Raw genomic sequence first — 3,444 nt, forward strand, 5'->3', positions numbered from 1 at the left:
CGTTCTTGTCCAAGCGTCGGAACTTGAAACGGCGGGAGATTTTATTTTCCAGCAGTTTTTCCATTTTCATGTAGCGGTTGATTTCATCATCTGGCATGGAGATAAAGTCATTCATCAGCGTATGGTTGACCTCGTTCAAAAACTCTTTGAATGTCATAAACGTTGATTTCTTCACGCTCTCAAGGCTGACTTTTTCCTCGGTCACAATGAGCTTGAAGCCGATAAAAAAGCGATAGTCCACTTGATTGTCGCCAATCATAGAAACAAGGGCTTCCGTCTGTTCATCTATCTTCTGTATCGCCACATCACGAAGTCGCCCCGTCACCAGCTTTTTTGACTGCTCCTGTATGCTTCTTATGGAACTTTCCGTCGCTATCTGCAAGGCGTGTATTTTCCCCTCACGGCTCTGTGCGATAAGCTGACGGAAGCTGTCATGGACGATAAATTTCTGTTCCGCTGACAGAAAAGAATAATTGTACGGTATCAGCTCATAATAGGCGAATACCTCATTGTCCTTGTTCCAGACAAGGTTGTTGTCGATATACTTAATCGGGAACATACATCACACTCCTAACCGCCGTGACAGGTTCGCTGAAAACTTCCTTTTCCAGCTTCACGGCTTTTCCTGCATAGGTCACTTTTGGTCGGACGGCATAGGTCAGCATGGACTTTAAAAAGCTGTAAGGCTTCTTGCCGTCAAAGGTCTTTTGGCTCATAAACCATGTGAGGGCAACGGGAATACCGAAGTATTTTAAAAACGCTCCCTCGATAAGCGATAACGGCGGTAAGTCTCCTAAGAGAATGACGGCAAACTCCGTGATGACAAACCACGTTATCTGGGTAAAGGTAACGGGAAACGGGAGAGTAAAATCGTTGATTGCATACAGGACTTTCTCCACGTTCCAGATACCCGTGTAGCTCTTAATCTTCTTCAATTCGTTTCAGCTCCTTTCGTTGTAATGGAAAAGGACAGCCATTTTTCAGACTGTCCTTGATAGAAAAAAGCTGTCAGTAGCGACCTTTACTGTCGCTGATCTGCCAGCTCTAATATGGTATCTCGCATATCCCTCGGCTTGTTTCAATGAATGTCCCCTCTATGGATAAGTCCCTGCCGTATGCTTCATAGTCGATATAGTTCTGCAACGGTAGCGGAATTTCACCCAATACCTGTAACTCGTCAATGAAGTAATAGGCAATGTCGGTCATGTCGTCACAGTCTGGATAGAAATAAATGTCGTCCTTGTGTTCGTAGACTTCTTCCAGACTTCCATAGTGAGAAACAAACTCGTCCAGAGCGTCCGTTATATAGTCGGGAAGCTCACAAATCATCTCGTACATCTCATTGAGTTCTTGAATGGAGATATACTCCCCGATTTCAATAGGAAAGTTGTCGGTATCATGGACAGCATATTCTTCATAATAACTGTTCAGCCCGATACGCTCCGCAACATCTTCCTCGTCGATAGGGAAAGAGAACCAATCTCCGACAAGTTCGCCCTCGTTGTACTTGCCAAGATTAGCGATATACACCCTCATGTCGTCAACCATAGGCACACACCTCTTTTCTACGGAAGCTCATAGATACCGTGGTCGGTTTCCACAAAGCGTCCGTTGTCGTCAAGGTACTGCCCGTAGGCTTCAAAATCGAAATAGCGGATAACGCTCTCACTAAGGGAAGTGAACGCTGGGTCGTTGTTCAGTATGTGGCGGGCAACGTCCGTCATGTTCTTACACCACGAATAATGGATAATGTCATTTCTGTATCTGTGCAATTCATCAAGATTAGAGTAATAGCACATAAGCTCCACATAATCCTCTTTCAAGTCAGAGGGTAAATTTTCATAAGTAGAATACAGGTCATTGAGCTTTTCAATGGTGGTATCTTCCTGCACTTCATCAGCAAAGGGAAGCTCCTTGCCTGTGATATAGTAATAGTCTGTGTCTACATCAATTCCCAGCAGTTCTTCCACTTGTTCTGTGTCGATAGGCAGGGTGAACCAAAAGGCTCGGATTTCTCCGTCTGTCGGTTCTCTGGCTTCAATCTGCACACGCATTTCTTCCATGTTTCATCACGTCCTCTCTTGTCAACGCTTCCTGTATGACGGCATAAGGCACACCGAATACATAGCGTGAAAAATCTTCTAACTGTTTCTTAGGGTAGTCAGACAGGCAAAGGCGTTTCATCTCAAACCAGACCGCACGCTTGTAATAGGGCAGGTCAGAGAGATACGGACACCCGATTTTTGCCTGCATATCTGTAAAAATATCTTTCAATCAATCACTCCAATCTGAAATTTGAGTATAGAAAAAGCGGTTGATCTCCAATGGAGTAACCGCTTTGTGTCGGGATATGTAATTATTAAATTGTAATTTATATAATAGCATTTTCCATTGATTTTTCTTTTGTAACTTTTTCACCTAAATAATTAGCAAGCTTTTCTGTAAAAAAGCTAAAGTAAGATACTCCGTTGTTTCTTTTATTTTGAAAATATGGCAAAAATCCCCATAGTGTTGATGGAATCCCCATTACTATTAAATATAATGGTCCAAAAATAAGGGATTGAATTGTATGACCATATTCGTGAACTAAAAGCCTTTTACTTAATTCTTCATCTGGTATTTTATTTTTTGTTCTTTTATCTTTCATCGGATTAGTTGTTGTAAAGACGAACATTCCCAAAGATACACTTGAAGGAACATTTCTTTCAGTAATAATTGCACCGTGATAAAAATAATGTTTATTTTTTATATTAATTAAAAGTACTATAAATCCTAACAATGTTTGTGGCAATCCCCAAGTGCATTGAATTAATATATATATTACATTTTTCATAACTAACTCCAATCTACAACTTCCAATTTGTCGATTTCTATATTCACATTATATCAGTTAAAAATCAGCCATTCAATGAAATTCATAGCGTGACTATCTTTTATCTGCGTACCATTCCGTCACCCCCTTTCATTCCCCCTATGCCCGAACTCCCATAGGGGGACAGGTAAGTTTGCGTGACCGCAAACTGCTGATTGCTACGCTCCAATGATACGGTTGAACAGCTCTAACAGCACGTCTTTGACACCGCCTGCATTGAATACCAGCCCGACAGCGATTAAGGCAATCACAAGGAAGCCGATTAACTTAGAAAACTCTCTCTTAAATCCTAAGTAGATACCGATTACCACGATTGCCATTAACACAAGGCTCTGTGCGTTGCTTAAAAACCAGTTGTACAAATTCTGTCCGAAATTCATTCTTTATCAATCCTTTCTTTTTTGATTTCTTCCATTTGTTCGTCAGCCATTTTGCTGACCTGTGCGATACACATAAGAACGACACCGATACCCATTCCCAGCGATACCAGCACTAAGTCCTTAACAAGTTCTGCCATAATCTCAATTCTCCTTTACTCTGTGATAAGCTCCTCTGTGTCCGCTGTCTGCTGT

Annotated in this window: 7 protein-coding genes and 1 pseudogene; all 8 read right to left on the reverse strand. The window is 41.7% G+C overall.

The window, feature by feature from the left end:
• Nucleotides 1–559: pseudogene (locus B5F18_RS12230) on the reverse strand (ATP-binding protein); the annotation flags it as partial.
• Entirely contained in the window at nt 546–935 is a 390-nt protein-coding gene (locus B5F18_RS12235) for a conjugal transfer protein (protein ID WP_058692526.1), read from the reverse strand. The gene B5F18_RS12235 and the pseudogene B5F18_RS12230, both read right to left, overlap by 14 nt.
• 109 nt (nt 936–1,044) lie before the next feature.
• Nucleotides 1,045–1,548, reverse strand: coding sequence for an antirestriction protein ArdA (locus B5F18_RS12240; RefSeq protein ID WP_010817898.1), 504 nt, complete (start codon nt 1,546–1,548; stop codon nt 1,045–1,047).
• Between the two features lie 17 nt (nt 1,549–1,565).
• Complete coding sequence (locus tag B5F18_RS12245; protein WP_087157925.1) at nt 1,566–2,063, reverse strand: antirestriction protein ArdA; 498 nt, start codon at nt 2,061–2,063, stop codon at nt 1,566–1,568.
• A complete protein-coding gene (locus tag B5F18_RS12250) occupies nt 2,038–2,274 on the reverse strand; it encodes a hypothetical protein (protein ID WP_087157926.1) in 237 nt (78 codons plus the stop codon). Before B5F18_RS12250 ends, B5F18_RS12245 begins: the two co-directional genes overlap by 26 nt.
• A gap of 97 nt (nt 2,275–2,371) precedes the next feature.
• The gene (locus tag B5F18_RS12255) at nt 2,372–2,833 is read right to left on the reverse strand and encodes a hypothetical protein (RefSeq protein WP_087157927.1); all 462 of its coding nucleotides are present in this window, start codon (nt 2,831–2,833) and stop codon (nt 2,372–2,374) included.
• Nucleotides 2,834–3,030: 197 nt separating this feature from the next.
• Nucleotides 3,031–3,252, reverse strand: coding sequence for a hypothetical protein (locus tag B5F18_RS12260; protein ID WP_010817890.1), 222 nt, complete (start codon nt 3,250–3,252; stop codon nt 3,031–3,033).
• The gene (locus B5F18_RS12265; protein ID WP_021374764.1) at nt 3,249–3,389 is read right to left on the reverse strand and encodes a DUF3789 domain-containing protein; all 141 of its coding nucleotides are present in this window, start codon (nt 3,387–3,389) and stop codon (nt 3,249–3,251) included. Before B5F18_RS12265 ends, B5F18_RS12260 begins: the two co-directional genes overlap by 4 nt.
• Between the last annotated feature and the right edge of the window lie 55 nt (nt 3,390–3,444).

Origin of the sequence: Lachnoclostridium sp. An181 (assembly GCF_002160325.1) — a bacterium.
Lineage (GTDB): Bacteria > Bacillota > Clostridia > Lachnospirales > Lachnospiraceae > An181.

Excerpts from the sequence above, each read along its gene's own strand:
- B5F18_RS12265 (WP_021374764.1), bottom strand. The coding sequence starts at position 3,389 with ATGGCAGAACTTGTTAAGGACTTAGTGCTGGTATCGCTGGGAATGGGT.
- B5F18_RS12260 (WP_010817890.1), bottom strand. The coding sequence starts at position 3,252 with ATGAATTTCGGACAGAATTTGTACAACTGGTTTTTAAGCAACGCACAG.
- B5F18_RS12245 (WP_087157925.1), bottom strand. The coding sequence starts at position 2,063 with ATGGAAGAAATGCGTGTGCAGATTGAAGCCAGAGAACCGACAGACGGA.
- B5F18_RS12240 (WP_010817898.1), bottom strand. The coding sequence starts at position 1,548 with ATGGTTGACGACATGAGGGTGTATATCGCTAATCTTGGCAAGTACAAC.
- B5F18_RS12255 (WP_087157927.1), bottom strand. The coding sequence starts at position 2,833 with ATGAAAAATGTAATATATATATTAATTCAATGCACTTGGGGATTGCCA.